The organism is Vibrio metoecus, from assembly GCF_009665255.1.
In the GTDB taxonomy this organism is placed as follows: domain Bacteria; phylum Pseudomonadota; class Gammaproteobacteria; order Enterobacterales; family Vibrionaceae; genus Vibrio; species Vibrio metoecus_B.
On record NZ_CP035686.1, the window covers coordinates 1700698 to 1724155 of the forward strand.

Annotated in this window: 19 protein-coding genes and 3 pseudogenes; 2 read left to right on the plus strand and 20 right to left on the minus strand. The window is 41.4% G+C overall.

Going from position 1 to position 23458, the window contains the following annotated elements; genetic code table 11:
- Positions 1-17: 17 nt before the first annotated feature.
- The 6 genes from EPB59_RS07675 to EPB59_RS07700 all read right to left on the minus strand — a co-directional run bounded on the left by EPB59_RS07675 (position 18) and on the right by EPB59_RS07700 (position 8255).
- Complete coding sequence (locus EPB59_RS07675; protein WP_154172155.1) at positions 18-515, minus strand: cyclin-dependent kinase inhibitor 3 family protein; 498 nt, start codon at positions 513-515, stop codon at positions 18-20.
- Positions 516-528: 13 nt separating this feature from the next.
- Positions 529-1530, minus strand: a complete 1002-nt coding sequence (locus EPB59_RS07680) for an ArsJ-associated glyceraldehyde-3-phosphate dehydrogenase (protein ID WP_000985833.1) — start codon at positions 1528-1530, stop codon at positions 529-531.
- A 96-nt stretch (positions 1531-1626) separates the two neighbouring features.
- Positions 1627-1968, minus strand: coding sequence for a metalloregulator ArsR/SmtB family transcription factor (locus tag EPB59_RS07685; RefSeq protein ID WP_000936745.1), 342 nt, complete (start codon positions 1966-1968; stop codon positions 1627-1629).
- Positions 1969-2492: 524 nt separating this feature from the next.
- The gene (locus EPB59_RS07690) at positions 2493-6305 is read right to left on the minus strand and encodes an SIR2 family NAD-dependent protein deacylase (RefSeq protein WP_154172157.1); all 3813 of its coding nucleotides are present in this window, start codon (positions 6303-6305) and stop codon (positions 2493-2495) included.
- Positions 6306-6591: 286 nt separating this feature from the next.
- Positions 6592-7848 (minus strand): Y-family DNA polymerase, encoded by a 1257-nt coding sequence (locus EPB59_RS07695; protein WP_000457824.1) that lies wholly within the window; start codon positions 7846-7848, stop codon positions 6592-6594.
- Complete coding sequence (locus EPB59_RS07700; protein WP_000864707.1) at positions 7848-8255, minus strand: LexA family protein; 408 nt, start codon at positions 8253-8255, stop codon at positions 7848-7850. The genes EPB59_RS07695 and EPB59_RS07700 overlap by 1 nt, the downstream gene beginning before the upstream one ends.
- A gap of 367 nt (positions 8256-8622) precedes the next feature.
- Between EPB59_RS07700 and EPB59_RS18515 the strand changes: the two are divergent.
- Together EPB59_RS18515 and EPB59_RS07710 are read left to right on the plus strand one after the other, a co-directional pair.
- A pseudogene (locus tag EPB59_RS18515) lies at positions 8623-8753 on the plus strand (regulator); the annotation flags it as partial.
- A 1-nt stretch (position 8754) separates the two neighbouring features.
- A pseudogene (locus EPB59_RS07710) lies at positions 8755-9201 on the plus strand (IS4 family transposase); the annotation flags it as partial.
- A gap of 46 nt (positions 9202-9247) precedes the next feature.
- On the opposite strand, the gene EPB59_RS07715 reads toward EPB59_RS07710, so the two are convergent.
- The 14 genes and pseudogenes from EPB59_RS07715 to EPB59_RS07775 form a co-directional block, all read right to left on the minus strand.
- A complete protein-coding gene (locus tag EPB59_RS07715) occupies positions 9248-9757 on the minus strand; it encodes an ATP-binding protein (RefSeq protein WP_001037425.1) in 510 nt (169 codons plus the stop codon).
- Complete coding sequence (locus EPB59_RS07720; protein WP_001197714.1) at positions 9754-10158, minus strand: ASCH domain-containing protein; 405 nt, start codon at positions 10156-10158, stop codon at positions 9754-9756. The genes EPB59_RS07715 and EPB59_RS07720 overlap by 4 nt, the downstream gene beginning before the upstream one ends.
- On the minus strand, positions 10136-11200 hold the full coding sequence (locus EPB59_RS07725; RefSeq protein ID WP_000429454.1) for a hypothetical protein: 1065 nt from the start codon (positions 11198-11200) through the stop codon (positions 10136-10138). Before EPB59_RS07725 ends, EPB59_RS07720 begins: the two co-directional genes overlap by 23 nt.
- A gap of 318 nt (positions 11201-11518) precedes the next feature.
- Entirely contained in the window at positions 11519-12961 is a 1443-nt protein-coding gene (locus EPB59_RS07730; protein ID WP_000369786.1) for a DUF4041 domain-containing protein, read from the minus strand.
- Between the two features lie 3 nt (positions 12962-12964).
- Positions 12965-13279 carry a hypothetical protein gene (locus EPB59_RS07735; protein ID WP_000113900.1) on the minus strand — a complete coding sequence of 105 codons (315 nt, stop codon included), beginning with the start codon at positions 13277-13279 and terminating at the stop codon, positions 12965-12967.
- Between the two features lie 392 nt (positions 13280-13671).
- Positions 13672-14055, minus strand: a complete 384-nt coding sequence (locus tag EPB59_RS07740) for a hypothetical protein (RefSeq protein ID WP_000038289.1) — start codon at positions 14053-14055, stop codon at positions 13672-13674.
- Positions 14056-14477: 422 nt separating this feature from the next.
- Positions 14478-15116 carry a type I-F CRISPR-associated endoribonuclease Cas6/Csy4 gene (cas6f, locus tag EPB59_RS07745; RefSeq protein ID WP_000083149.1) on the minus strand — a complete coding sequence of 213 codons (639 nt, stop codon included), beginning with the start codon at positions 15114-15116 and terminating at the stop codon, positions 14478-14480.
- Positions 15117-15127: 11 nt separating this feature from the next.
- Positions 15128-16159, minus strand: a complete 1032-nt coding sequence (gene csy3, locus EPB59_RS07750; protein ID WP_000417845.1) for a type I-F CRISPR-associated protein Csy3 — start codon at positions 16157-16159, stop codon at positions 15128-15130.
- A gap of 6 nt (positions 16160-16165) precedes the next feature.
- Entirely contained in the window at positions 16166-18253 is a 2088-nt protein-coding gene (locus tag EPB59_RS07755; RefSeq protein WP_154172159.1) for a type I-F CRISPR-associated protein Csy2, read from the minus strand.
- A 2-nt stretch (positions 18254-18255) separates the two neighbouring features.
- Entirely contained in the window at positions 18256-19467 is a 1212-nt protein-coding gene (locus EPB59_RS07760) for a TniQ family protein (RefSeq protein ID WP_154172161.1), read from the minus strand.
- A gap of 76 nt (positions 19468-19543) precedes the next feature.
- Positions 19544-19845 (minus strand): annotated as a pseudogene (locus EPB59_RS18870) (hypothetical protein); the annotation flags it as partial.
- Positions 19842-20708: a hypothetical protein gene (locus tag EPB59_RS07765; RefSeq protein ID WP_000735927.1), complete on the minus strand. Its 867-nt coding sequence runs from the start codon at positions 20706-20708 to the stop codon at positions 19842-19844. The gene EPB59_RS07765 and the pseudogene EPB59_RS18870, both read right to left, overlap by 4 nt.
- Entirely contained in the window at positions 20708-22354 is a 1647-nt protein-coding gene (locus EPB59_RS07770; protein ID WP_000415647.1) for an AAA family ATPase, read from the minus strand. The genes EPB59_RS07765 and EPB59_RS07770 overlap by 1 nt, the downstream gene beginning before the upstream one ends.
- Positions 22355-22869: 515 nt before the next feature.
- The gene (locus EPB59_RS07775; protein ID WP_001080692.1) at positions 22870-23397 is read right to left on the minus strand and encodes a hypothetical protein; all 528 of its coding nucleotides are present in this window, start codon (positions 23395-23397) and stop codon (positions 22870-22872) included.
- Positions 23398-23458 lie beyond the last annotated feature (61 nt).

The window sequence follows — 23458 nt, forward strand, 5'->3', positions numbered from 1 at the left end:
GCGGCTCTTTGCTCTGGTTATGAATTCACGAGCTGTTGGACGTACTCTACTTGCACTTCTTTGGTAAAAGCGCCCGGTCTTAATGCTTGCACCTGAGTAATGATGCTTTCCAGCGGCCAACCTTTTTCAAGCAGCAGATGCGCGGCCAGTAAGCCAGTACGACCAGAACCGCCCATACAATGCAAAGCAACTTTTTCACCGCGGCTGAGTGCCTGATGCAAAGCGGGTGAGCACTGTTGCCAATCTTGCGCAAAGGCGGCATCTGGCGCGCAATCATCTTCAATCGGCGCATGAAACCACTGTAATCCGGCTTTTTCGACTTCCGCAGGTAGCTCTCCGACACCATGCTGCTCCATTTCTTCATGGCTCAGCGCCGTCACTACAGCCGAAACCCCTTGCGCTTTCAGTTGGGCAATGCTTTCCGACAGTGGTGTGCCTTTGGTTCCCGGACAAGGTGTGAGCACTAAGCTCGCCTGACTGTCGGCTACCAGTAATTCCCAAGTAGGATGCGTCATTTTTTACTACTCCTTATGCCAAGCCGACTTTACGAACCAATTCCGCGGTGCGCGTGGCGTAACCCATTTCGTTGTCATACCAAGCGTAGATTTTCACCATTCGCTTACCAACCACCATAGTGGAGAGCGCATCCACAATCGTTGAACGTTGATCGCCTTGGTAATCAATCGACACCAGTGGACGCTCTTCAAAACCCAAAATACCCTTAAGCTCGTTTTCTGAGGCTTGTTTTAACAGCTGATTGATCTCTTCCACCGTCGTATCACGCTCCACATCAAAAATGATGTCGGTTAACGAGGCATTCGCCAGCGGCACACGCACGGCGTGTCCATCAATCTTGCCTTTCAGATCCGGGAAAATTTCGATAATCGCTTTGGCAGAACCTGTCGTAGTGGGGATAAGGCTCATACCGCAAGCACGCGCACGGCGTAAATCTTTATGCGGTGCATCCAAAATGGTTTGCGTATTGGTTAGGTTATGGATGGTGGTAAAAGAGGCTTGCGCAATACCCAGTTTTTCGTGGATCACTTTCACCACAGGGGCAATACAGTTGGTGGTACAAGAAGCAGCAGTAACAATGCGATGTTGTTCAGGATTGAAGATATGGTCGTTCACCCCCACCACGATATTGGCGATCCCCTCTTCTTTGACAGGCGCTGAAACGACGACGCGTTTTACTCCTTGTGCCAAATACTGGTTCAAGAACTCGCCTTTACGGTGCTTACCCGTAGCCTCAATCACCACATCACAGCCCGACCAATCCACTGCATCAATCGCTTTTTCTTGTGTTGCGCGAATGCGTTTGCCGTTGATCAGGATCGCATCCGCTTCACTGCTCACGGCATGGTGCCAACGACCTTGTACCGAATCGAACTCCAAAAGGTGTGCCAATGTTGCAGCATCGCCCGCCACATCATTGATCTGTACAAATTCAATCTCAGGCCAATCAAACGAAGCTCTTAAAGCCAAACGCCCGATACGACCAAATCCATTAATTCCGACTTTAATTGCCATCTTCCTTTTCCTTTAAACTTGCTTTTATTCCTTCCCAACTAAGTAGCGACCTTGGCTGCAACGCTAAGCCATTGGGGGATAACTCAACTTGGTTCTCTACACACAGCACTGAGGACGAGAGGTCATCTCGGCGAGGCGCTGAATATCTTGCTGGTATTCTTGTTTAAGACAGTTGGATTCCACCAACCCTTGGATCTGCTTGCGCATCCATCCCGGCAGTTGATCGGAAATACGATAAAACACCCACTGCCCCTGACGGATATCGACCACCACGCCGCTGGCACGCAGCAACGCCAAATGGCGAGAAATTTTCGGCTGACTTTCATTCAAGGCTTCGGTGAGTTCAGCCACACAAACCTTCTCTTCCCGAGCAATCATCAGTAAGCAGCGCACTCGCGTTTCATCGGCGAGTAATTTGAAAAACTGGTGAGGTAACATAATCAACTCCAATATATATGGATATGTGAATATCTTATTGAATAAAAAATCGATGTCAATCAGTGTTTGATGGTGTATTGGATAAAAAATCATTAAGGCTAGAAAAATGAGTAGAACCGAGGGGGGGGAAATAGCGATAGCTGAAGTTAGGCCAACTTATCCCTTGAACAAGGAAGCTCACAGAATTATTGGGAAGGAATGGGATTTTTAGATCGTCAGATGTGATGCTTGCAGCATAAGTCTGCATAGACAGAGCTAGCTTTCAAGTAGTTACGAAGAAATTTGCAGAATAAGTTCGCATAAGATTGCATCAAAAGTCAGCATATTTGAGTAGGTATCGGAATATTACGTTGTAAAGTTACTACATAATAACCAATGCTCGTAGATAATCGTGTGCATTGGAAAAACAATGAGCATACGTTTAACAAAGTTTTAGACAAAAAAGCGTTAGATATCTCACTCTAACGCGCCTTACTCCGATAAGAAAAAGTAACTTAAAATCTCGAATATTTGTTAAAATCGACTCACCTTGCATCCCATTTTCTTTTGAGTTCGATAAAGCGTTCATCATCACCTAACTCGGTATTGGCTTCTATCATTTGGTCTAAATAGTCCCCCATGTTGTAAGGCCATTTGTGAACATCATCAGGTAATATGATGTTCAGGAGTAACAAAAGATCATTAGGATATTGTTTAAGTACGTTGTCGTCATTCAGGTAGATATGGTTAGCGCATTCTAATTTCGTTAAGAACGGAGTGATTAGGTTTACAATTTCAGGGAAGTGATCTTCCGACCAAAATACGATATCACAAAGGCGTTCTGATACAGCGGGTGATTTAACAGCAAGCTGTTTAGGCCAAACATTTGAGATAAGTTCTCTGAATGGTAGTAACCAATGCTCTTTGTCTTCACTATCTCCATGCCTAGCTTGCCATAATATTCCACACCTAAAGTCATCACTTGCTTTAATTAATACTTCTTTTAATTCAAGATCAGATACCCACCTTTTATCCTCATCTTTAATTTTCCAAGCTGAGAAAATTAATCCCACAATAGCATCCTGATGACCTCGGCTTTCAACTTCTCCTGAATATGCCAACTCCAGAATACTTGGCTTCAAAATGGTGAATAGTTCTTTCCCACAAACTCCTCCCCATAAAACACCAGCCCAAAATGCCTGACGATCTTCTCTGGAAGAAGAGTTTAAGACAGAAAGCAAGTTCCGTTGAGTCCAGTCAGGATCAACCCAAAAGCACCAACTTAAACTGCGGCTAAGTATAACCATTGCGTAACGATGTAAATCATTAGGTAAAGCTAATAATTGGTTGAGCAATAACAATAAATTTCCAGTGAAGCACTCTCCAGATTCAAAAGTACGGCTATGCTGTGATTGCAGTATTGCACTGGTTAAGTTTCCAGTTGGTGAGTTTATTGACTCCATGGCCCAATCAGGAGCTTTACTACCTCGTATTGTTGAAGATTCACCCTTAGCAGGTTGTATCGACATTACATCAACTAATTTAAACGCTAATTTATAGTATGTAGCATAATAATTATCAGCGAGTACGCTAGTAGACTTCTCAAACCAGCTTGATACTGAACGAAGTATTTTTACCAAGTCGTTACTGGTAAAACCAGACAAACGCTCTGCAATTAATGCCATAAATCGGGGTTTATCATTCTTACGGGCTTCAGAATAAAGGAAAGTATCCCAAGCCCAGTCAACAATGTTTCCCTTTTTTGCAGAACAAGTTAAAGCGTTGAAAGCTCGAATCGGTTTTTCTTGTGATAAACCAAGAAATGGGTCTTCATCAATCAAAAAATCAGCTTGTCTACCAGATAATTCACTTGCTCTTTCAAGGATTGAGGCTATTGGTTCATCTGCTAACAAAGAATAGTCTGTATTTTTGGTAACAATACCACTGCGAACTTGAAAGGAGCGCGCTGCATCTTTTGCATGCTCAGGCTTCCATTCCGGCGTATCATCTCTTAGCCGATCAACTAACTTATCCGTAGCTATTGTTAACTCACAACCATTTTGTTCAAGCCAAGTTACTCTATCCAGAATATTCCTCGCATTCCGTTCCTTAAATCTACTTTCATCTTCGTTTTTCCAAGGTTTAGGTCCTTGCAATATTCTATTTTCTATTGCGGAACGGCTACATTTGTCGAGTTCTTTCCATCTGGCTACGAAAGCTAGAAGCAAGTCTCTAGCATTATAATTATCCCAAAATGCCTCGTCTGAAAGTTGATTTAAAGTAATAATAATACTTTCATTAGGCACAAGATTGGTTTTCCCTAACGCCCAAATCTTTAACCTTGCAAAGATAGTACTGTCAGCGCATGGCCACCTTGAAAGCTCCTTCCGAGCTGCATCAAGATCAATCAATACTAATTTCTCTAAGTAAGAAACAAACAGCAATACCCATGCAGATAGACCATAAGTTCGACTATACGAATCCTCTGTAGTCTTATCCGGTGTTAACGAACAACTCAGGCTCAGGCCGTATCCTCCTATTTCTTTTTCTAGTTCAACAGCAAGCTCTAGGTTACGTCTCAGGACTTCAACGATACGAATTATCCACTCATCAGGAATTTCTAGCCTTCTTGGTAGTTCTGGGTAATGGACATCTAAATGAATTAAGTCTTTTAAACTAATCTGCTCTCGGTTGATCTCATTCGGGGTGCGGTAAGGAGGTGTGACCTTGATGAATGGTTTCGTTATCTTTTCAAATTGCCGTAATTTTCTGGGACACCAGCCATTATTCTTTATTGCTCCTTCCAGAGTAAACCAATCGCGGTGTCCTCTTTTATCAGTTTGTTCAAAGCCATCAAAAACATAGTTCCATGCCTCATTGAGTGTACTTTCCATATTTTTAGAACGACGCTCACATTGTGACTTAAGTACAAACTGAACCCAAGGGTGAAGACATTGCTGCTTCGTAACCCACCAGATTACTTCAGGCTGTTCCGCCACTCTGCTCAACCAATATGTTAATGCGTTAAGCCTTTGAGGCAGGGTAGAAAACTGAGGGAAACTGGAATCATCCCCTCTAAATCTGATAGAACGTTGGTCTTGTGTTCCTTTAATATCTTGTGAATTAAACTCAAAAGCATCCCATGCACCAGTGGGAACTTCACGTTTGTTATAAAAGTCATTAGGGTCAACATGCTGTGGTGTATGATCCGAATCCAAAGAGTAAAAGTGAAATGGGTCTACCATATCAGCTAGGTTTTCTTTACCGGATAAATTCTTACGAGGAACTTCATATCTCAGCTCAGGATCAAACACATGAAGCCAAGTGGCAGGAGCTAGTATTTCACTATTAGCAAACTTTTTGGCTCCTTCGGTTGTAGAAACAATATGTGCAATCTGACCGCGTTCAAAGGGCTGTAACAGGTGAGGCCCCATTCCAGCTTTTGTGATTATTCCTCGATACCATGCATCTGGGTCAGAAGCCCGATCTGCCCAAGATTCCAAAGTGTTCCAAAGCGCGATATGCCCATTTGTATCGTCATACGCAATCGCTTTTACCCCTTTATGGTGCCACTTTGAGCTAGCGTAACCTTCATCACCAGATTGAAATGCGTATATATCGTTAAGATGGCTTGAGCTTTTATTGAGTGCTTCTAACAAATATTGAATTGGCGGATCGTCCGCAGAATAACCGACAAAAACTACGACATATTTTTCCAATATCCCTTTGACAAATGAGGTAGCCCAACCATTAGCCAAGTAAGCATCTCCAAATTCAGAACTTGAGAGGACAAAGCCGTTGCTTGCAGCACCTGTACCATCCTCGTTTACTTTGCCATGAAGATATACCGTACCATTAAATTCAATTGGATGATTAAGATCAGGTAGTCTTGGGGGGATAAAGGTATTTATATCTGGTTTGCAAAGATCAAATAAGCAATCAAAGTTAGTTGTTACCAAACGTACTATACCATCGTTCGTTGTAGCTAGTTTAAGCATCGTTTGGTGTGCACTTAGGTCAATTTCTCTCTCAGGCGTGAGAGCCTTAGCTACTGATTTATATATATCTCTCGTTAAGAACTCTCGCTCCAGCAAACCAAATATCCTATCAGCCGAAACTACTCCTTCCACGCCAGTACTAGCGGTTATTGCTTTAGCTGCATCTATAAGCTTCAAGGCAGGACTGCTGGTTTCTACACCAAGCTCAGATGTTACAGATGAAGCTAGCCCAAAAAAGTCGGCAAATCCCGCTTTTGCTCTTGAAACACCTGCACCACAAAAAAATACCACCCGACCTTGGTCTCTGGCTAATAAGAGTTCATCAGGTATTGAAGGTCCATTTTCGAGGAATCGCATCATGTTTCCTTTTGTGTTTAAAGTTCTAACTTTTAGGTGTTGTGACTTAAGTGACGATTAATCACATCAATAGAGGTGATAGCGCTCCTATTGGTAACAGCGGCACTAAGAACACCAATATGATTACAATATCATATTTAGCTTAGAAAACTCAGACGAAATGCCCTTTGCTCGGATAAGAAAAATTAAGTCAAATGGCTGTTTATAAACTCGAGGGGCAGAAGTAAGGTAGCGCATTGGGGAGCAAAACCAAACTAGCTCTGTATTAGGTAGAGCATAATTCACACTATCAGCATTTGATTTTTGGTAGGTCTTGCCAACGGGTGGTGTATTGAGGGGATAACATTTCACGCCGCATTGCCCATTTTTGAGTTATGCCTTGAGCAGCAAGGAAGATAGCATCACTCCCAAATCGATTGTTTAACGTGTCATACACATTCATAAGCTTAGGATTATTCGGGGTCAGGTTGAACAGATCGGGCTGCTCATGCTGACCGTCAACTAAGTCAATCAGCCCAACACCAATTTTATAAAATCTCACATCCTGTTGGAATAACTGCTCTGCCAGTCGAGAGGCGGCTTGAGTTATCAGAGTCACATCAGCAGTAGGATACGCAAAACGATGAACCGCTCGGCGTACCACAGGAAGCGAGTCAAATGGTGAACTGTTAGCGAAACAAAGCATCACTCGACACAGTGATTTTTGTTTTCGAGCCTTAAGGGAAGCAATATTCGCATGCTTGCACAACGCTTGCCGCAACGACTCAAGGTTAGTAATCCTCTGCCCTGCACTGCGGGTAGAAAATATTTGTTTCTTATCCGCTCTAGCGGTATCCCAACCCTTACATTTTTGTCCATTGAGTTCACGTACTGTACGCTCCACTTCTACGTTAAACTCTTTTCTAATCAGTGCAGGAGGATAATTGGCAAGCTTGAGCGCTGTATTAATTCCTATCATCTCTAATCGATGAGTTAGTTTCCTGCCTATGCCCCATACCTCTGAGACATGCAGTTGCCCTAAAACCGCCCTACGCTCTCGTTCGCTATCTAAGACACATACCCCATTATATCCCTCAATTTTTTTCGCAGCATGATTGGCCACTTTGGCGAGTGTCAATGTTTGCCCAAACCCGACACATACGGGTAAGCGACATTCACGCCAAACAGCGCGTCGTAATTTCATTCCGTGCTCTTTAAGAGAACGAATGGCTGGAAAGCTATGCTCAAATGAAAGGAAAGACTCATCGATACTGTATATGTGTTGTTCAGGTGCGAAGCGACCAATAACCTGCATCATTTTGGCAGATAAATCCGCGTACAGCTCATAGTTCGATGACAGAGCAATCACCCCCTTCTGTTCACAAAGTGCTTTAACTTGATAGTAAGGTTTGAACTTTTCTATGCCAGCTTCTTTAGCTTGTCGATTTGCTGCGACAATGCAACCGTCATTATTGGACAAAACGATCATCGGCTTTCCACGCCAATCGGGGCGGAAAACTTGCTCAGCGCTACAGTAGAAAGAATTAGCATCAACCAAAGCAAACATTATCTTGTTCTCAACAATGGACTCACTCGGTGGCAGCGAATTGAGCGAGTTACAATCCCTTCGAGGGAAAATTGATCAAATTCGTGGATAGGAACGGGCTGGTATCGCTCATTAGCAGAGAGGAGTAATCGACGATTGAGGTCAATTTGTTTACAAATAAATTCCCCATTGAGGTTTGCCACTATGATGTCGAAATCTTGTATATCTAATGAGCGATCTACAATCAGTAAATCTTTGTCGAAGATACCCACATCTTGCATAGAATCTCCACATGCATATCCCAGAAACGTGGCACAAGGATGCTCAATAAGAAGCCGGTCTAGATCTAAAGCGAGCTGAGTATACTCTTCAGCAGGACTCTCAAAGCCTGTGATACCTGCATGAGCAAAGATAGGGATAACTTTCACACAAAACACACACTGTATATAGATACAGTATATTGTATTTCAGATTAGGTATTTTGCAACAGCGCAACGGAGATAAGATTACTGTAATTGTTTTCCTATTGATTGGCCATTTGACACAATATGAGTTGTCCCAACTGGATGATGAACGCACATTCTTGGACAAACCTGAGCGAGCCACACCTAGCTAGCTCGAAGATGGACAAAAATTAGTTTCAGGAGTTCTAATATTAGCTATTCATGAATAACTTTTTATAAGGCAAATTTGCCAATTAATACGCCTTCGCACAGTGCGCACTTTATCTGCTTATACTTAATGCAGCTGCATATTAATTATATATAGAATGTCCCGCTTTTGAGGGGCAATTTAATGAAGTATCACGAAATGACAAAAAACTATATTTTTCGTGAGGTTGAATGTGGTTATCCGTCGAACAAGCTGCTGAACTTTGTTTAAAAACTGTGAGAACAGTTAAAGAATGGGATAAGGGAAAAACTATTACCTATCACATGCTCAGAAGAGGCGCTGGAGGTTGTCAGCTATTACGAGCATCGTTGGTTGATTGAAAGGTATGGAAAGCAGCGGCACCGCTAGAATGCAGAGACTGGAGAATCTGGAGCGCATGAGTGTGATACTGGCTTTTATCGCCTACTCCAACTTCGCTTTATGAAGGAATATAAAGCGGAAGTGGAATAACAATGTTGTGAAACATTGTTGGGTCAGAAAACCTGGAAGTTACTTTGGCTGAAAAAGGAGGGAGGTCCGTTACCGCAACAGGCGCCAGATATGCAGTGGGCGTACGAGCGTCTAGCCAGATTAGGGGGTTGGAAAAATACCAAGCGGACAGGCCGGGCTTCAGTAGAGGTATTGTGGGAAAGAAGCTTTAAATTACAAACCATCCTTGAGGGTTACGAATTGGCCATGTCTCTCAATCTCGAAGACTTGTGATCAAGAGACAGCCGAAAGGAGTCTTTATAAAACTGAACTAATCAGTCTATTTTATCTGTTTGAGCAAGTTTGACACATCTGTACCAGAGACATAATCAATTACAGGTATACTTCGAGAGTTACCAAAAGCATGTGCATTAGATGTTTCTTGTTTCTGTAAGCTCTCAATCAATGAGATACCTATAGAATCACCATCACGAGAGACAAGTCGTCTATGTATTTCGTCCGGCTCAGCAATAACATTAATGATCAAAGCTGGAGCTATTTGCTCAAAAACAGAAAAATCTAGTTCAATGATTTGTGAATCTTTACCGATGAGACAGAAATGGCCGTCAAGAAAAATCGAGCTATTGCGTAATGTTGATAAGCCATTGAGCAAAGCGATTTGATTTGCTTCCGCTTTATCAACAACCTTAGAAGTTTCAACATACTCAGAGTTTGCCTTAATGATCTCACTACAAGAATACGATGGAATATCAACATGCTCATTTAGCTTTTTACATAGTGTGGATTTTCCTACACCATGCACCCCAGAAACAAAAATCAATTTATTCATTCAAACGCTAACTCGGGTAGTAACTCGCACGATAAATATTTGAAAGATTGCGGTGCTGAAACCTTCTCTTTCATGTCGGCTAGTTTGAAAGGGGTGAGATACTTTCTCACATTACCAATTTTTATTGCATGAGCCTCTGCTCGACCATCAAAGTACTCGTCAAAGAACTCTTTGTTGATTCCCGATTTGGTTTTTGTCTGCTTCCAAATCTTTTGTGGAGTGTCCGTTAGTATCTTGTCGATAGAAAACTCACCAACTACTTTACCCTCAGGTAGTGTAGAGTAGATGATCACTTTCTCTACATCGCTACGTCTAAAGATTGCTTTGCGATATTCAAATTTCTTTTCCCCGGCAAAAATTCTTTCGACGAATTCGGGCTTAATTGATAATAAAACTTGCATCTAACTCACCTAAATCAAGCATATGATGAAACTGCTGATCTGTTAATCTCATTACGCCCCAATAAGAGCCAGGTCCATCGCTAAGTCCAACTTCATCAATAAGTCGGCCACGAATTACGCGTTTAGTCATAGCAGTATTATACGTGAATCGAATGATATGAGGATAGCGTTTTGTCCTATAGAAGCGGGTCAGCTCTTCAGTACTAAACACTGAATATGAGCCAGCATATTGAAGAAAAGATTCTAACGTATTGAATTCACCTATGTTTTTGTATTCTTCGACAACACAGACTGAAGTTATAACCGATCGGTATCTCGCAGGTCCCTGACGATCCGTAGTACGGTATGTAACGATAATATCACCGGGTTTGAAATTCGAGGTTCCTTCCATCGCACACAAGTAAATTTTATGGATGCTGTTAGTGTGAGAAACATCTTGAATCAAGTCGTGGGACTCATTGTTAAGAATCGAGTCAGGTAGCATACGTGTATGATAATCGGGATAAATCGACATCAGGTATTTACTGTTACCTCTAGTTTCAAATTTTGGATAATCATGCAAAATGTCGCCAGTTACAGACGACATTTTGCGAAACAGTACATTTTCATTACCATTCGCTGTTTCTTTAGTCGCAATGATGTTGAAGCCATATCTTTGCATTAAAATGATTAAGTATTCGTGCTTGTCGAAAATCGTTACATAAATATCATCAGCCTTGTACTCAATAGCATGGTCAAAGACTTTCTTAATAAAGCGCTCACCACGGCGAGTTCCTGCTGAATCAAACTTAAAGGTACCGATCTTTAGATGAGTAGCATTTGGTAAAGGTGGATTTGTATCCGTAATTTCTCCGACTTCAATTTTGAGATACATAAACCCTTCGATTACACCATGTCGGTTATAAAGAACGTAAGCACTTTCGTCTTCGCGTGCCTTTTTAGCAAACCAATCCGGAAACTCAACGTAATCAGCTTTAAGTGTTGAGAAGAAGGGATCATTAAGGTTGATTTGTGAGAATTTCTGATAGGAAAGGTTTTCCATTGTTAATACCTTGACTCTTAATTTGGATACGCTTGTAACCATATGAATAGACGCAACTTATCGCATGATAATCTATATTAGAGGTGCAACTATTTCCATATTTTTTGTATGAATATAGGACCATACGTCACAAACGTTGAACTTAGGTGGAATTTACCCCCGTAATACAACATGGGGATTCACAACGAACAGTACTAGAAGAATGGATAAGTTTTAGTAGGGGAAAACTCTTGAACAGGATGGGAATGAGTAAAAGGTCTAAGCAACTTTGGGGCAGAATTGAGCTAGCTACAGCAGCTAGCTCAGTACATTTCCACATTATGCTGCTTCACTTAATCTCAAGCTTTCATAGTAATCCTCAGCTAAAGCAGTCATTTTAAATTCGGCTTCTATTCCAGCTATCTTTTCTACGGCTTCTTGGATAGATGCAAGGTCGACATTAAAGAACTCTTTGCGAAGGTTTACAGCGTTTACACGTTTAGAATTGAATTCGCGGTGTAATGCTGTTTCAAGAGCTGGAGCATCATCGGTGTAAATCATGGCATGTACGTCAAATGGGAATGGTACACTTGCATCGCCTAGTTCTTTAACCCTGTCCATTGGCTCTAAACGGCGAGTAAGACCGATCTTGTAAACATCCTCACCAAACGAACCAATATTACTGATGACGTAAACATGCCCCTTACGGGTTTGTTCCGCCATACTCTTAGCTCGTTCTTCTTTGGCTTCTGCTTCGGCGAGCTGCTGCTCTAACATTGCTATCCGTTTCTCCATTTCAGAGCGCTCCTGCTCAGTAGCGTTAGCAAGTTCTCGCTGTGCTTTATCAAGAAGATTTCGGTACATTTTTTCTTCTTTTTCGGCATCGGCTATCGCTTTCTCAAACTCTTTAATAGCTCGTTGTTCTTCACGGATCTGTTCTTTGATAAGCTGCTGCTCAGCGACCTCTTCTTGCTTTTTAAGTGTGTATTGGTATTGAAGCTTACACTCTTCGAACTTAAGTTCGATGTAATCTATATTAAATCCGCACTCTAATGTCGCAGCTGACTTTTCTAGTGTGTTGGCAAGTTTTTCTATACGCTCTAGAGTACGCCCAAACGAACTCGGCGACACCTTACCGATAAGAAGATCACATTCAATATTAAAAGCAGTAAGCATGAGTTTAACTTGACCATTTAGAACTGAATTATTGAATGACTTGTCGTTAGATATCACCGTTGACTCTGGGAAAGTGATCGCTGTTTTATCTTTTATCATGTCTTTTTGCTGCTGCCTAATATCCTTGATCTCTTCCGCAAATCGAGTAGATGTTTCGTAAAGGTACTTTGGCATTTCAAAATGACCATGAGCAGTGTATTCATCAAGCCTTGAATATAAGTCGAGATCACCCATTAACTCTTCTAGCTCAAGCTCACCTTTTTCAATACTTGAGTTAAGTTCATCTAGTGTTGATTTAGTCGATTCTAAGGTCGCTTGCTGCTCTTGAATGCTCTTTTTTAGTACATTATCTTGTCCTTTCAAAGCTTGAAGTTCGGCAGTTTCCTCATTGATTTTATCTAGCTCTAGCTTTGCGGTTTCAGTGGCAGCGATTATTGATTCTCGGCTCATACACACTGAATCATATTCCTCTTTTGTTTTTGCTAGTGCTTCATCTAGCGACTTGTATTGCTCGATTTTCTTATCTGCTGAGCGTTTTGTTAGAATATAAGTTAATACGACAGCTATTAATGATAAGCCTGCCAACATCAGTAAATTATTATCCATTGATTACTTTAGAACCTCTTGTATGAATTGTTTCCTAAGAGCTGCTCGCTCTTCACATCGCTCTTGGTATTCTTCTGCGGCGTTAGCTACTGCATCTTTAAAAGCTTGTTTTGCTGCTGACTTATTTAGTCTTTCTTGCCTTTGTAATTCGCGCTGAGCTTCTCGCACTTCTCTTTCGTGCTCTCTCATTGCCTGAGCATGTGCTCGCTCATTAGCTTTTTGCCTACGCTGGGATTCACGAGCAGCTTGTTTGTTAGCTCTATCTATTGCTTTAACAATCTTTATAGCCGTTCGTAAACCACTACCTCGTCTAGCCAATGGTTTCTCCTTTGAAGTGGTGTAATGCTGACTTTTTGGATGCTAGCACAATCGAATATGTGCAACTGGTGCTCATGTCAAACAGATGGCATATTTTTAGGATTTGAGTGGGAATAAAGTGGATTACTTTTGGTATTGCAAAGGCCCATGATAAGGGTGTGAATGAGTAAAAGGTCTAAGCAACTTTTTATTTAGACTAATTTGTGCAACAGGCTGTAGAACAATTGGAGCCTGTGGGAATTGTTGCAAATATAAAACTTGCAACGACTGAAGTTTTCTTCAAAGACATAGCAATCGATGTTAGAAAAGGATGTATCCGAGCGTTAACCCAGCAACCATTATGATGATACCGGTTAATGTCATATTGTTGTCAACCCATTCATCAAGCTTACTCATTCGAAGATCCTCTTTAAATCAAAACCATGTTCAATACCATCAGTGACTTCACGTAAACGTGTCTTATTTGGTGAACTCAAACTAGCAATAACCCGACCAATTTCATTGCCCAAGTCATAAAGTTCAATATCACCATCAGGAAGGCTATCAAGTGCTAACTTGAGGTTTGAAAGAAAAATATATGGGTTCACCAAATCGGAACTAGGATCATCGAAAACCTCATTTCGGTTAGCTATGAAATCATCTGTAAGCCGTTCAACCTCGTCGGCGAAAGACATCCAATCAGGCTTTATTTCTGTCTTTGCGAGCAAATCACTGTGGGTATTATAAGGAGTCATCCCTTCTAACAACTCTTTTTCGGACAACTTTTTCTTGCTCATAGCATACAACCTGACAGAAGATTTAGATTAGTTGCAGTATAGCAAAATCAGCTAGACTGTCGTTAGAACGAATGCGTGGAAACAAACTTAGGGGCAAAAGTGCGTTGCTGTTCTTAAATGGCCACAACCAATCCGCCGTCACAACACAAGCTGTAAAACAAAAAACCACCAAGAGAAAACTTGATGGTTTTGAATATTAACTGCTTGTTCAGCAGGTAGGTTGCTTGCTTCCTGACCTATTCTTAGCTGCCTATTCGGCAGAACACTTTTTTCACAGTAGAAAAAGGAGGATTAGTAATTTCTTGGCTGCCTATTCGGCAGAACACTATAAAATATAATCACTAAGCATCTGATCATTCTTGCTTAAAGTCACAACTTGGTAAAAACACCATTTTTATTTTCACAACTGTAACTCTTTGTTTCTAATGAACTAAAAAAGAGTCTTCGTCAAAAGGGTTAAAACGTAAGTCAGGTACCGTCGCTCTTTTTTCTTGATTGGTTGCAAAACCATAGCTATTAAAGCCAGATTCAGCACGCTCATCTGCGAATTCCTTTTGAATAAACAGAATATAATCCTGCCGTGAAGAGCTGCTAGAAATAGGGATCTGATGAAAACTATCGATGACACGGTCTTCATTCGTTACTGGTAATGATTGTTGAATACCAAATAACTCGGCCCTAGCCATACTGCGTTTGATTCGACGCTTTTTGGAACCCAAAAAGTTTTTCCCAATCGTCTGATTACGAACAAACCTTACTTCTTCGGAAGTATCTGGCACCTCATAAACACTGGAGATCTCAAACAAACCTTCATTAACCATCAATGAAAAATAGGGCTGAAAAGAGAGGCCCATCATCATCTCTTTGTCCTCGGAAACAAAGGCAATGGTTTGACCAACTGAAGATTCATTCCAATCAGGAAAACTCACACCTACTCTATTCATTGCTTGGTGGTGATTAACCATAAACAAGTGCATTTGTGAGATACAACGCCCTGCTAGCAAGCCATAGTCGGCATTAGCATTCGTGTAACGTATCAAGAAGTAGTACCGTTGAGACATGATAGAACCTCTTAATTGACCTTGGCGCAATTAAACAATCCGCCCTTGATCAAAACAGACATAATAAAGTGCACGTCATTCGGAATGGATTCAGAAGCAGTCATACTTTCAATCCAGTTCTCTGTATTTCTGAGTAATTGATAGAAGTCATTTCCATATGCTACATGTCTTCTTGCTATAACGTATTCTCGATCTGCACCATATTCGTTCACTCTTAAAGGCTTATCAGCCTCTTCATGCCACCAATCGTCAATCGATTGCAACGCTGCACCAACTTTTTGTCCGTGAAACGCGACGGTTTCTTTTCCGCTCAAAAGCTCTACTGTGGCTAGCTGCTTAGTAGGGATTCCATCTTCTCGACTATCCAAAAACTCTTGGCTTGGGTAAACCTCATCTCCCCAGCCAACCCGCAGTTTTGCTTTGATGTCCATGTAGAAGTATTCGGTCGGGTCAGACAATGCTCGCTCCAGATAGGCTGTAAGCCTTTCTAAGCATTCTGTTGAATCACCATCCCAATGACCATACCAAGAGAGTTTTTGAGCATGTTCGACAACAAAGGTATCCAATTCACTGGTCGTCACTTCAATAGTGATATTTCTGCACTCACGATTTCGCCATAACCAAGTACCAAGCAAGATGTTCTTCGCATAACGATTAGCTAACTCTTTGTATCCGTTGAGCTCTTTATAAATCTTAGCAAACATAGACAGTTTACTGCGCACTTCATCATCACTACAGATATCTGGGGTTAACGAATTGGCCCGAATTCGAAGTGAAAATGCGCAATAGATTTCATCAACGCCGGGCTTTACATAGCACTCTTCGATGAACTGAGGGTTTGAATATGCCAAGTCTTGGGGGGCAACATTCTTGTCGACGAACTTGTTCCCCTTATATGCTTCTGAATAACTCCCTTTTGGTGCGCGCAATCGGGTTCTATCTACATTAAGGGGACACATATCACCACTTTCGGATAGATAGTAGAAATAAGCTTTGCCAGCAGAAAGTGATCGGACATAGTTCAATTGAGTGCAAAGTTCCATAAACGATTAATCCCTATAGTTTTTTATAAGAATAGTTTCGCTACTGCATTCTATCGACCAAAAGGCGCGGTTTAAAAAGTGATCTCGTCCACTAAAACGGACCTCTATCGGGTTTATTCGCTTAGCTAGCCCTATCGCATTCTCCGCATAAGCATGACAACCTGTGATTGCGTTACCCCTCTTAGTTGGATGCTCTAATAAATGGTAGCCAAGAGAAACAAGCAAGTTATCATCGTCTTGAGTGAGCAACCGCTCTAACTCATCAAAATTAGTAGGTTGCTTTTCACTTGGGTATAACCATCGCCCGTATGCAGGTAATCCTTTTAAAACATGGAAAAGTTCACTCCTGCCTGTAAATGTTCTAAGCCACTCAATCTGCATCGATAGCTGTGGTTGGTATAATGCCCCTCCGGCGAAAGCAACGGGAAGGGCCGTTTTAAGCGCTGATCTAAAGTCTGAAATTCGGCTTTCACTATGAACTCTGATAACTAAGTCTATTTCTAGGTCCGCCAATCGTTCACTACGAACGGTCGGTCGTTTCGCATTAGAAACCGTTCGCGCTTTGGCCACTGAATTAGGTTCTGTCAACTTCGCTGTTGATTGAATATTCTCGTTTCGAACATAAAAAGCGAAACTCGAAAACTCAACTGGGGAATCATTGTTAACCAATTGATTAAATTGCCTTTGATAATCGTGCATGAATCCCCAAATGGCCGTCAAAGACGGCACACCACACAAACAAGGGTTACTCATCGCTACCGCATCTTGCACTCTCATTGACGACAGGTAGATATATTGCTCCCCCGTCACCGTATCTTGATTGTTAATTGGCTTACTTAGTTGCTCAAGCACCCATGTCACTTGTGCTTTAGCTACCTGCATCAGTTTGGGATGATAAGCAAACTTGGCTGAATACATATTATTTTGAAACGTGAGATGTAAGCGTCGGTTAAACTCACTAGCCAAAGAGCCAAGCTCCCATTCTGGTAACGACAAAAAGGCTTGAGCTAAGGTGTCGTCATGCTCTAGTTGTTGCTGATTGGGTTCAGATTCGGCGATATCTCTTAACTCAATGAGTGGCAGCATCCATAAGGCTATTTGCTTTCGTAAAATCTTACCCCTAACCTGACGAGCTCTTTCTCTTTGCCGCTGTGTTTTGGATGGCTCAGACCCAATTAGGCGATTTAGTACCTGACAAATTTTGGCGTTAGTTACCTGATAGTCATCAAAGTAATGACCACTCTTTTGACGGTTTTCCGTTAACGTCCCCCCCTTGGCCTGCTTAACACCTAGCGGGTAATTTAGGACTCTCATATACCCACCCAAACTGCCACACAGGTTCCCAATACTGGCAGAATTAGGCAGTGACGAAGAGACAAAACTGAGTTTATTTTCTGGACTTCGTGCTCTTATTTCTAATTCGCACTGAAGAGCATGACTCACAACGGGGGTGATCGAAACATAATCATCACCCCATGGAAACCGTAATTGCTTACTGTAAGTACTAACACTGTCGGGAAAACTATTCTCAGGAAGCTGTTCTTCAATTGCACGTTGTAAGCGAGCAAGTGACTTCACATCCAAGCCAAATTCTGTAAGCAGATCAAGCCAAACTGGATTTTTCTGCTGAATAAGCGAAAGGATACACACTGGCTGTGATTGCCATTTAAAAGGATTCAGTAACCACAATGTGTGACGATAGACAGCAGAGTTATGAGCCCATCCCAATCGCTGATCCAATACTGCACTTGAAATAAACTCCTCGGCTGTAGAAAGAGGTCGCGCAATTATCCGCTGATCCTTAACACGGCAATCTGGAAACTTTAGGTTATGTGTGTGGAACCACTGGATTTCAGCAAGAGAGGCATTTAAGTTTTCGCGGTCTTTTAAATACCTTTGAGCCCGAGCTACATCCAACCAATCTGAGCACCTATCAGCTTGATGACTAGAACTGAGATTGAGCAAAATCGTCAACGTTTCTTGTTCATACCCATCAACACAAACCTCTTCTGTATAGGGCATGAACATCTTTTTTAGAGCAGTTTGTTTTATTGCCTCGTCTTCAATTGCTAGTAGATCACTTAATTTCGTCATAATTACCACTCAGGTAGATACACGCTTAAACCGTCATTTTCAGAGCACATTCGAGTCAGCTTTGTTTCGATGACACTTCTTAGGGTGAACGCCGATTCATGACTGGCAATTTTGGTATGCATCCGCGGCCTAATCGCTGCTTTAATCTCACCAAACTCATACAACCGATACACCTCATCCGTTGTGCAAGAAAGCAATGTAGACACTTCTAAGGGGCTTAACAGCACATCGCCTACATTCCCTTTGCTGCTTGAAGGTAGTGTTGCCATTAACTTTGTAAAGTAGGCTAACACTTGAGTGAGCACGCTATTACGCTCTAACTGCCTACTTGGTAACTGGCGGCAATCTTTAAGCAAAGCGCCAAAAACTTCATTGAAAAACGTCTTTTTCCAATCTTTGATTCGAATGAGATCGGCTTTGTTTACCAACTCATCAAGTTCTTCCTTCAACACTCTTGGCCAACAAGAACAATACTCAACAAATGACTCAAAACTGATGTTCTCAATATCACCGTAACGATTAACGTACCATAGTAAAAAACCATATCGCTCAGAGAGCGTCATCACAGCCTTCAATAATCCCAAAGGTTTTGAGTCATTTCCTGACAACCATCGAGCAACCAGTAGCGCAGCCACTGGCGCATCTTCTACCGGTGAGTTTCGGAGTTCAAAACCGCATTCGCATTGGCTAATACTCTCAGTGGTTTGGTATTCCAATCTCGATTGACACTCGGGGCAGTGATGAACCAATTTACAGCCATGGCGCTCACAAGCTTGCTGAGAAAGAAATTGCCACTGCTGGCGAATGTATGGAGCCTCACTAATACATAAAGGGCAAATAGGCGTGAAGCGTTTACCAAGAAAAACGAAAGGATAATCAGCTCCTAACCGATGCACAGCTTTGTATTCGGGAGAAAATTGAGCTTTTGAATGTGACAACGCAAGGCGAAGAGCGCCAAAGTTATTGAGTTTTAATTGGTTCTCAAGATGGATAAGAACTCGCACTCGCATTTGGCTTGTAGTTTGCGCATGGTAGATATTGATTCGGTTGAGCTCAAGAGGGAAAGCACCGGGAATCACTTCATGCTGCTCCAATGTGTCGAACCAGATGTCTTCAGCAAAATGAGAAAATCGCTCGTAGCCTTGTTCTTGCGATAAGCGCAGCAAGAAACTTTCGAGCGATTCATCAGCGTAAAGTTGAATGTCTGTATTCACATATCACCACTAAAACTTAGAGTATCTAAGTTTTAGTGTAGTGTATTTTCAAATGATTACCAAAATATCGTCAATTCATAGGCGAGAACATGGCAGCATAGCGAATAGCTTGAAGCTTCATCCGTGCGCCGATTTCATCCCGTCTTAGCTCAATGACTACAAAGTTGGCATTTCGAATAATTGCCAGAAGATCAATAAGACGACAGCTGTCTTCCCAGTCGGAAAACTCTTTTTGAGATCACGAGGCAATCTGAGGCAATGGCGTCGATGCATCCTTTAAGTGCTTCTTGCAGATCCTGATTTTCTTGCAGCCCTTCAGCTTCAAAAGTGGTTTGAATTAAAGCGGTCAGTTTTTTTGGGGATGTTGTAGAGACTCATTCCTCCATCAGAGAGTTGTGTTTTTCAACTATCCATTCTTTTGCACTCTCACTGTTTATGATCGAATAGACAAAAATAGACTCCCAATTGTTCGGTGTTGTTTTTTGTCGATCGTGTCTACCTAATACATCTCTCAAAGCTTCGTTCAAGCTTTCAATAGTTATGGTTGCATCTGATGGTAGCGTGTGAATTTTGTCAGAAGGATACTCGCTAAGGCTAGACCACATATCCACCATTTCAGCCACAATGCCCGAAGGAAGGACAACACTCTCCACATGAAACTTGATTGAGGGGAATTCGTTGCAGTTCTGATTGATATATACCAGCCCAAATTTCGCTAACGGGTATTCTGGGGAAGGCTCTATTGAGAAATAAATCTGTCGCTCTGATAAGCAGTCGTCAAAATATGGATGTAGAACTCTTACACCAGTATTGAATTGATTGCAAAATCCTGCAACAACATCTTGCCGCTTAGTATTACAATCACACGCTGGTACTAGGTTTTTCGAAAAAACCGCAAATTCTGGATAGATAGCCTGAGGCAATAAATGATCGAGCGTTCCTGTCCCCAAAGAACCGCACATGGGGCATACGCGCCTAGAAGATCTACGTAGTAATGGGATAAATGAAAAACATTCAGGTTCGCTCGTGTAGTGCGTCTTCAGTGCTTTTGCTAGATCATTACTAATACCTATAGGACCAATGTTCAGTGCATTTCCAGACTGCTGCAAGTAGTTGTGATATGCGCTAGTTACATCTGCTAATCGGTTTCGAAGATGGGGGTAACTACTCATTCTGGTGTTTTCAGATGCTTGTGTAGTCCGCTCTTTATCGTCGTAGGTAGGAATAGGAAGCTTTTTCATTATGCTTCTTCCATCTTCTGGCGCAACTTCATCATTGCAGCTACTGATATTTCGTAACCTAATTTATTAACAATATCTTCAAAAGTTGTGTTTTGCCTTTTGATTCGTCGATACAGTTTCTCTGCGAGTTTACTCTCAGCATCGTCATCAAAGACAAACCTTGATATCGAGTCTACGGGTGCACCAAATGTGGTCAGTCTAGGATTAGAAATACATACGTTGTTCGCTTCTTTCTTAAACACATGAACCTGATCTTGTGGAATTTCTCTCACAAAGTAAGCAGAATGCGTTGCAATAAGAGCCAAGGATCCTGTATTTTCTAAAATTTCATCCAATAGCCCCACAAAATCCGATATCATATTTGGATGCATGTGAGTTTCTGGTTCATCTAATAGAACGAATGAACCGTTCTCTATGTATAAACAACAAAGAATGGCAAACTTCATGAATGTCAGTTGCCCACTACTAAGCGGGTAAGCTTCCCTAGCTAACATTATTTTTGGCTCAGCATTAGGCGCAATGTTGCCCCATCTTTCAAGAGAAGCCTGCTCTCCACCACCCCACCCTAAATCAGCCAAACCAACATATTTCTTGTCTCTTGATTCGATCACCAAACTTTTAATAGGTAATACTTTTGAGATAGCATCAATGAATATATCCCATCGAGTCTTCTTGCCTATACTATCTTCACTACGTGCTAATTGAACTAGCATATCACTAATGGTTTTCGTGGTTTTTGCGCGTCCATTTCGAGTTAAAGATAACCTTCGATAGTATAGCTTCTGGGTTTTTACTCTCTCTGATGGAAAGGTGTTTTGAGTTTCGCCTGGCGTTGCAATAGCAAGTAACCTATTTATTACAGGTCTACCATTACTATCTGAAGTTGAGAGAGAAATGCCTTTATCTGGATATCTCAAAGCAGCTCGACAAAAAGACATGAGAGCTTGGCTTTTGCCCAGGCCATTCCTCCCGATTAGCACATTGATCCTTTTGGGTATAATGCTAGTATGATCATACTTTAATTTTATTTCATGATCATTTTCGAATCCGGCCAATTCATACCTAAGTGTTAACTCTTGGGATATCCCATCGAACTTTTCTTCTTCTACTCCTCCTAACACACTGTCAGCATTATTGAACGCAAAAAAAGAACTTGAATGCCTCATAAATCCCAGTTTAAAAACATCGCTATTCATAGCATGAGGAATCCATTTATTTTTTTTATCTTTGTAAAGAACCAAATCATTTACAATTCGCAGTACCTTTTCTAAGAACTCCGGACCTAGATATGATACTGCATACCTGTAAGCCTCCATATCAGGAAGCATAGTGAAGAAGCCTAATTTATCTAATGCACTTCTCTTTTCTAGTTGCCGTATTATAGGGAGCATCGCCAGATATGATGTCGTTTTGTAGTTTACATTTTTGAGCTCTTCATCTAGTTCTGAGTTTCTTGGATCAAAAAAACCTATAAATGCTCTAACTTCAAAGTTTTTATTCTCTTCATGAGTAAGAACTCTCAATGTACACCCAATTTTATAACCGAAGTCATTCCAAGAGCTATCTTCTGCATAAAGAATAACTTCATTTACTTTTGGAGCACGATTCTCATCTGTAAATGTAAGATATAAATCAGACTTTTCCATTTGTTACCTTATTGGATAGTAAGTAAATAGTATCAGCACCAAAAAAATCCATATAATAATCCGCGCTGGTTCGATGAGTGAAGATTAACTGTTATAAAGATATCATCAGATTAAAGGTCAAAACTAAATATCCGGAAAGGCAGATATGGTAACACAATTTGGCTAATCCCCCTGTACGCCACAAGAACTTTTATCTTTTCAGTAATTTGCAAGAAATATAAATCTAAGAAAGCAAACCGGCAACTTTAAGGCTGCGTTTGTTGGCTATCACCGACACATAACTTTAACTCGTCGCAAATAGAAAGAAGTCCATTCACCATATTAGTGATATTCTTCTGCTCTCTGTAAGGAGGAATAGCTAAAGGAATTGCCCAAAGCTTTTCAGATACTAACTTACACGTGCCATGAGAACTGTGATCCACCAGACCGACCACACTAGCTCTCACCGCTTTCATAATAAGCAACAAAAAGTCGGAATGTAGCTCGCTTTCATATCTTGGTGACCCGCACAAGCATTACAGTGACTCCAATTTACTCAGAGCATTAACTCTTCCCAATAGCTTAGCTGAGTATTCTTTTGATTTGTCATAGAGCGGCTTGATAAGAGCTGACTGAGCAGGAAAATGGGTAAGCACACGCTTATATTCTTCAACTTCCCCTAACAGAATTCTAAGCTCAGCTTCGGACTGCGCTTTTTCTTTGGATATATACCGAATGAAAGGCTGTTGAATGCTATTTGGCAAGCCTGTTTTCGCGGATGGTAAATTTGTTCGATGCGCAGAAATAAACTCTACTGATTTGAACGCAGAGGTTTTGAAATAGCGTGATTTTTCGTTAGCCTGATTGTTTCTTTTCTCAAGGTATCCCCGTTCTGCAAGTTGATAAAGCTGGCGATAAAGCATTTTTCTGAGTTCATTTTTGTTGAATACGCCCACTGTTGCGTACAACAGTCTATTTCTTAGTTCCAGTACCGTGAAACCATCCATTTCTTTATTTATCAATGCCTTATATAGCCATTGGTTAAGGGGTACTTTTCGATTCATTGCACTATTTCACCCATCCAAAACTTAGGATTGCTAAGTATACAAAAATCGGTAAAACTTA

What these genes read in the sequence shown, in the direction of transcription:
- EPB59_RS07695 (WP_000457824.1), bottom strand. Translation starts at nt 7,848, where the DNA reads ATGTTTGCTTTGGTTGATGCTAATTCTTTCTACTGTAGCGCTGAGCAA.
- EPB59_RS07720 (WP_001197714.1), bottom strand. Translation starts at nt 10,158, where the DNA reads ATGCAAGTTTTATTATCAATTAAGCCCGAATTCGTCGAAAGAATTTTT.
- EPB59_RS07740 (WP_000038289.1), bottom strand. Translation starts at nt 14,055, where the DNA reads ATGAGCAAGAAAAAGTTGTCCGAAAAAGAGTTGTTAGAAGGGATGACT.
- EPB59_RS07730 (WP_000369786.1), bottom strand. Translation starts at nt 12,961, where the DNA reads ATGGATAATAATTTACTGATGTTGGCAGGCTTATCATTAATAGCTGTC.
- EPB59_RS07775 (WP_001080692.1), bottom strand. Translation starts at nt 23,397, where the DNA reads ATGAATCGAAAAGTACCCCTTAACCAATGGCTATATAAGGCATTGATA.
- EPB59_RS07715 (WP_001037425.1), bottom strand. Translation starts at nt 9,757, where the DNA reads ATGAATAAATTGATTTTTGTTTCTGGGGTGCATGGTGTAGGAAAATCC.
- EPB59_RS07680 (WP_000985833.1), bottom strand. Translation starts at nt 1,530, where the DNA reads ATGGCAATTAAAGTCGGAATTAATGGATTTGGTCGTATCGGGCGTTTG.
- EPB59_RS07685 (WP_000936745.1), bottom strand. Translation starts at nt 1,968, where the DNA reads ATGTTACCTCACCAGTTTTTCAAATTACTCGCCGATGAAACGCGAGTG.
- csy3 (WP_000417845.1), bottom strand. Translation starts at nt 16,159, where the DNA reads ATGGAACTTTGCACTCAATTGAACTATGTCCGATCACTTTCTGCTGGC.
- EPB59_RS07765 (WP_000735927.1), bottom strand. Translation starts at nt 20,708, where the DNA reads ATGAAAAAGCTTCCTATTCCTACCTACGACGATAAAGAGCGGACTACA.
- EPB59_RS07675 (WP_154172155.1), bottom strand. Translation starts at nt 515, where the DNA reads ATGACGCATCCTACTTGGGAATTACTGGTAGCCGACAGTCAGGCGAGC.
- EPB59_RS07690 (WP_154172157.1), bottom strand. Translation starts at nt 6,305, where the DNA reads ATGATGCGATTCCTCGAAAATGGACCTTCAATACCTGATGAACTCTTA.
- cas6f (WP_000083149.1), bottom strand. Translation starts at nt 15,116, where the DNA reads ATGTCTCAACGGTACTACTTCTTGATACGTTACACGAATGCTAATGCC.
- EPB59_RS07770 (WP_000415647.1), bottom strand. Translation starts at nt 22,354, where the DNA reads ATGGAAAAGTCTGATTTATATCTTACATTTACAGATGAGAATCGTGCT.
- EPB59_RS07755 (WP_154172159.1), bottom strand. Translation starts at nt 18,253, where the DNA reads ATGACGAAATTAAGTGATCTACTAGCAATTGAAGACGAGGCAATAAAA.
- EPB59_RS07725 (WP_000429454.1), bottom strand. Translation starts at nt 11,200, where the DNA reads ATGGAAAACCTTTCCTATCAGAAATTCTCACAAATCAACCTTAATGAT.